The 5,223-nt window shown below is 64.7% G+C and carries 7 protein-coding genes; 6 read left to right on the top strand and 1 reads right to left on the bottom strand.

Annotation, left to right across the window (positions count from 1 at the left end):
• The 3 genes from ACESNG_RS08175 to ACESNG_RS08165 form a co-directional block, all read left to right on the top strand.
• A partial coding sequence (locus tag ACESNG_RS08175) for a TldD/PmbA family protein (RefSeq protein WP_373068509.1) occupies positions 1-1,169 on the top strand: 1,169 nt, incomplete at its 5' end.
• Positions 1,170-1,204: 35 nt separating this feature from the next.
• Complete coding sequence (locus ACESNG_RS08170; protein ID WP_373068507.1) at positions 1,205-2,200, top strand: alpha/beta hydrolase; 996 nt, start codon at positions 1,205-1,207, stop codon at positions 2,198-2,200.
• Positions 2,201-2,203: 3 nt separating this feature from the next.
• The gene (locus tag ACESNG_RS08165) at positions 2,204-2,602 is read left to right on the top strand and encodes a hypothetical protein (RefSeq protein ID WP_373063155.1); all 399 of its coding nucleotides are present in this window, start codon (positions 2,204-2,206) and stop codon (positions 2,600-2,602) included.
• Here ACESNG_RS08165 and ACESNG_RS08160 read toward each other — a convergent pair.
• Positions 2,583-3,443, bottom strand: coding sequence for an acyl-CoA thioesterase (locus ACESNG_RS08160; RefSeq protein ID WP_373063157.1), 861 nt, complete (start codon positions 3,441-3,443; stop codon positions 2,583-2,585). The genes ACESNG_RS08165 and ACESNG_RS08160 overlap by 20 nt on opposite strands.
• A gap of 56 nt (positions 3,444-3,499) precedes the next feature.
• On the opposite strand from ACESNG_RS08160, the gene ACESNG_RS08155 reads away from it, so the two are divergent.
• The 3 genes from ACESNG_RS08155 to ACESNG_RS08145 form a co-directional block, all read left to right on the top strand.
• On the top strand, positions 3,500-3,964 hold the full coding sequence (locus ACESNG_RS08155) for a hypothetical protein (RefSeq protein WP_373068505.1): 465 nt from the start codon (positions 3,500-3,502) through the stop codon (positions 3,962-3,964).
• Positions 3,965-3,971: 7 nt separating this feature from the next.
• A complete protein-coding gene (locus tag ACESNG_RS08150; RefSeq protein WP_373063161.1) occupies positions 3,972-4,283 on the top strand; it encodes a hypothetical protein in 312 nt (103 codons plus the stop codon).
• 19 nt (positions 4,284-4,302) lie between these two features.
• On the top strand, positions 4,303-5,223 hold a 921-nt coding region (locus ACESNG_RS08145; protein ID WP_373068503.1), incomplete at its 3' end, for an SDR family NAD(P)-dependent oxidoreductase.

The raw sequence follows: 5,223 nt of genomic DNA, 5'->3' as shown, positions 1-5,223 counted from the left end.
TACAAAGCGTGTTCGGCAAACGCAAAGCCAGTGTGGTCACCAACGATCGCAGCGACGAAGGATTGCAGCGCGCGGTGCAGCAGTCGGAAGCGCTGGCGCGACTCGCACCGGAGGACCCCGAGTATCTTGGCGAACTGCCGCCGCAGACGTACGCGCCGGTCAACGCGTGGTCCGATCGCACCGCCGATCTTTCGGCTGAGGATCGCGCCAAAGCCGCCATGACTGCTCTCGCGCCCGCACGCGCGGCCAAGGATCTCACCGTGGCCGGCTTCATCATTTGCAACGCGAGCGCCAGCGCGATCGGCAACAGCGCCGGGCTGTTCGCCTATCACCGCGGCACGAGCGCGAACTACACACTCACCGCGCGCACCACCGACGGCACCGGCTCCGGTTGGGTGGGTAGCGAGAGCACCGACTGGGGCGCGATCGACTTCCAGTCGGTGGCCGACCGCGCCATCGACAAGGCGCGGCGTTCGCGCAATCCAGTGGGCATCGAGCCTGGTCGCTACACGGTGATCTTCGAGCCGGAAGCGACCGCCAACCTCGTGAGCCTGATGGGCGGCGCCTTCCAGGCACGCTCGGCCGACGAAGGACGCTCCGCCTTCTCGAAGGCCGGTGGTGGCTCGCGCCTTGGCGAGAAGATCGCGGACGAACGCGTCTCACTGATTTCCGATCCCGGCGACGCGCTCATTCTTGGCTCGCCGTTCGATGGCGAAGGCATGCCCACGGGCAAGCAGACGTGGGTGCAGAATGGCGTGCTCAATCAGCTCGCGTACAACCGATTCTGGGCCAATAAGCAGGGCAAGACGGCCACCGGTGGTGCCCAGTCGCTGCGCATGGCCAGCGGCAGCGACACCATCGAGTCGATGATCGCCAGCACCACGCGCGGTGTACTCGTCACACGCTTGTGGTATCTGCGTCCGCTCGACGCGCGCACGCTCATGTACACCGGCCTCACGCGCGACGGCACGTTCCTGATCGAGAACGGCAAGATTGCGCGCTCCATCAAGAACTTCCGCTTCAACGATTCGCCGTTGTTCATGCTGAACAATCTCGAGGGCGTGGGCGTAGCAGTGCGTACGGCCGGCGGTGAAGGTGGGCCCGGCGTCGCCATGCCGCCCATCAAGGTACGCGATTTCAACTTCTCGAGCTCGTCGGACGCGGTATGATGGAGCCACGCGATGCGCGCCGCAGGAGGATTGCTTTGCGCGCCGCCGCGCTGCTCTTCGCGCTCGGCGTCATTTTTATCTCCGGCCCGCGGCCGAGCGTTGATTGGTCGGAGCAACCCGGGTCTCCCGCAACCCGCAACGTGGTTGCGGAACCACTGCCAGACAGCTTGCGCGATCTTCCCGCATGGTTCGCGAGGCAAGAGCGCGCCAGCGGCGTGACCGATGTCGACGTGGCGAAGCGCATCGTGTTCGCCGACAGTGTGTCGCCCAAGCGCACACCGTGGAGCGTGGTGTATTTGCACGGCTTCTCCGCCACTCGACAGGAAACCGCTCCACTCAGCGAAGACGTTGCACGTGCCCTCGGCGCCAACCTGTATGAGACACGACTGTACGGCCACGGCTTGCCGGGCGACTCGCTGCGCAGCGTAGAAGTGCGCGACTGGCTACGCGATGCCGCCTTTGCGGTCGATGTCGGCCGATGGCTCGGTGACTCGGTGCTCGTGATCGGCACCAGTACTGGTGGAACGCTCGGCGTGTGGCTCGCCACGCTCCCGAAGCCAGTGCGCCAAGGTCTGCAGGCCCTGGTACTTATCTCGCCCAACTTCGGCCCCAAGGATCCCGCCGCCGGCCTGCTCACGCTGCCGTGGGCGGAGGTCGTCCTGCCGCGTTTCATTCCCGAGCGCGAGTGGACGGCCAAGAACGACGAACAGAAGCGGTTCTGGACGACACGCTATCCGTCAACAGCGCTCTTCCCCATGCAAGCATTGGTCGAGCACGTGCGCGAGGCCGCGCTCACGAGCTACGACGTGCCCACACTCGCCTTCTACAACGAGGCTGATGAGGTGGTCGACGCCAAACGCACGACGCGCTGGCTCGACGCACTCGATACCGAAGGCCGTGTGAAGTCACAGCGCGTTCTGGTCACGCCAGTACAGGGCGAAGATGGCCACGTGCTCGCCGGCCGCATCGTGGCACCGAGTCAGACCGCGAGCTTTCGCGATCGCATCGTGAACTTCATGGCTGAGCGCTAGAGAATGGACACTGGCAATATTGGCTTCATCGTCATCATCGCGCTCTTCGCCATCGCCTTTCGGCTACTCGCCGACCGATGGGACCGCAGCCGCATCAACCAGTATGTCGCCGAGCGCGGCGGCACCGTGAATGGCGTCACGTGGCAACCGTTCGGGCGCGGGTGGTTCGGCGAGAAGGGCGATCGGATCTACGAAGTGGAGTACACCGACCGCGAGGGCGCGTCACACAGCGGGTCGTGTAAGACAAGCATGTTCAGCGGCGTCTACTTTACCGATGAACGCACCACATCGGCCGTGCCACCACGTGCGCTCACCGGCGCCGACCGCGAAATCGCCTCGCTGGAGCGCGAGAACGAACGGCTGCGCGCGGAGATCCGGAAGCTCAGAGATCCCGGAGCCTGATCAACCCTTCCTGCGCCACCGATGCCACCAGCGTACCGTCTTGCGTAAAAATCTCGCCGCGTACGAAACCGCGTGCCCCAGCGGCCGCCGTGCTGTCCATGCTGTACAGCAACCATTCATCGGCGCGGAACGGACGATGCATCCAAATCGTGTGGTCCAACGATGCCAGCTGCAGTCGGGGATCGCGATATGACACTTGATGTGGCAACAATGCCGTGGGCAAGAATCCGTAATCCGACGCGTACGCCAGAATCGCCTGATGCGTGATCGTATCGTCTGGCAGCGTGTCGATCACGCGGAACCACACGAAGCGCTTCGACCCGCGCGACTCGTCCGTTCCCGGCACGTGTGACGTAAAAGAGCGGAAGTCGATCGGCCGATCCTGCGTGAGCACCGTACGCAGCTCGGGCGGTAGCACTTCGGCGCGCTCGCGGATCTGGTCGAGCTCGGGCATGAGATCTTCAGGCGGCGGCACGTCGGGCATCTGGCTTTGATGCTCGAGGCCGTCGATGGCCACGTGAAAACTGGCCGACAGATGGAAGATCGCTTCGCCATGCTGGATCGCGGTGACCCGCCGGCTGGTGAAGCTGCCCCCGTCGCGCGGGCGGTCTACGAAAAAGACGATCGGCGCTTTGAGGTCTCCGGCGCGCAGGAAGTAGCCATGCACCGAGTGCGCCTCGCGCGGCTCGTCAACGGTACGACGCGCGGCCACCAGCGCCTGCGCGAATACCTGCCCACCGAACACGCGGCCGGTGCCGAGATCGCGGTTGTGCCCGCGATAGATATTGACCTCGAGCTTCTCGAGCTCGAGTAACGACAGCAGATCTTGGACGACGCTCATACCGTGGAATATGCGCACGAGTTGTGGCTGGGGCGATGCGGCGGTAGCATGGGCGCATGAATCGTGCGCTTCGCTCCATCGTGTTGCTGCTGGTCTGTGCGTTCGCCCTCTGGAAGTTCGCCGCCAACCAGGGGACGTCGGCCACGACGGCCCCCGCTTCCACGAGGTCGTCCGCACCACCGACGGCGGTCCCAGCGCCACGGCCGCCGACGTCCTCCGCCAGCGCCATCGGCTTCCGCTCCACCGCCCGCTTGGTCGAGCACTACGAAAAGCACGGACGGGAGTTCGGTGCCGTCTCGCAGGCCCAATACCTGCAGCTGGCGCAGCAGCTGCGTGATGCCCCCGTGGGCGGGGACATCCTCGAGGTGGTGCGGCCAACCGACCGCGTGATCTCCCGCTTCGACCGGGGCAGCGGGGCGTTCCTGGCCGCGAACGCCGACCGCACGATCCGCACCTTTTTCAAACCCAACGACGGGGAGGCCTACTTCCGCCGTCAGGCCCGCCGCTCCCCCCGACCCTGACCCGCCGATGATCAGTGCCGACCAACTCCTGGAGCAATGGGCCCGTACGGTAGACGACGTAGAGCATAGCTACGCGCTCACCTACGACGATTACCTCAACGACCTGGACGTCCGGCGGGCCATCAGCGACGCCCCCCTGCCCAGCGCCGCCCAGGAGCACCTCGCGGCCCTCGACGCGCGGTTCCGGGAGGCGACGTTTCCCTCTGGGGCGTGCGTCTGGGGGGTGGAAAACGAGAAAGCCGAGGGGTGGGACCGGGTCACCCATTGGTACTACTGGCGGCTGCCAACACACCCGGGACCGGCCTTTCACGACGAATAATCGATTATCTTTCAGGGCTATGTCTCATAGTCCTGACCCCGTGGAAGCCAGTCTCAGTCTAACCGAGCGCGTTCGCGCCGCGACGCAGTTGCTCGAACAGTTCGCCGTGAATCGGGCCGAGCTGCTCGATCTCTCCGAAGATGAGCGCACCCGCCTGCTCAAGGCAGCCGGCGAGGTCTCGCGCCCGGACGCGATCCTGCGGCGCCAGATGGTCAAGGCGACCAAGCGAAAGAAGCGGGTCGAAAAGACGATTCGCGTGCACGAAGCCGAGTCGCAGCTGCAGGAAACCGGCATTCGCCGTCTGCGTCGGCAAACGGTGTTTACCACGCCCAACTATTTGTTGCCAGCGTCGGACGACCAGACCACGGTCGAGACCGAGCCCGACTTCCGCGAGGCGCTGGAAGACCAACACTGCTACGTGTGTAAGCGCAAATTCACGGTGTTGCACCACTTTTACGATCAGCTGTGCCCCACGTGCGCCGCGTTCAACTACCGCAAGCGCGGTGAGTTAGCCGACCTGTCGGGACGCACGGCGCTGCTCACCGGCGGCCGCGTGAAGATCGGCTATCAGGCCGGTATCAAGCTGCTCCGTTCGGGCGCGCATCTCATCGTGACCACCCGTTTCCCGCGGGACTCCGCGACGCGCTATGCCGCCGAGCCCGACTTCGAGCAGTGGGCGCATCGCCTCGAAATTTTCGGGCTCGACCTTCGCCATACGCCGAGCGTCGAAACGTTCTGTCATCACCTGATGGCAACGCACGATCGTCTCGACTTCATCGTGAACAATGCCTGTCAGACCGTGCGGCGTCCGCCCGACTTCTACAAACACATGATGGAGGGCGAGACGGCGGCGCTCAGCAGCATGCCCGAACTGGTGCGTAAGCTGCTCGGTGCGTATGAAGGAGTGCGTGGCTATCACATGCTGCCCGGATCCACCGAT

Origin of the sequence: Gemmatimonas sp., assembly GCF_041689975.1 — a bacterium.
In the GTDB taxonomy this organism is placed as follows: domain Bacteria; phylum Gemmatimonadota; class Gemmatimonadetes; order Gemmatimonadales; family Gemmatimonadaceae; genus Gemmatimonas.
The sequence above is the reverse complement of the archived record's forward strand: the minus strand, read 5'-3'. Positions and strand labels throughout refer to the sequence as shown.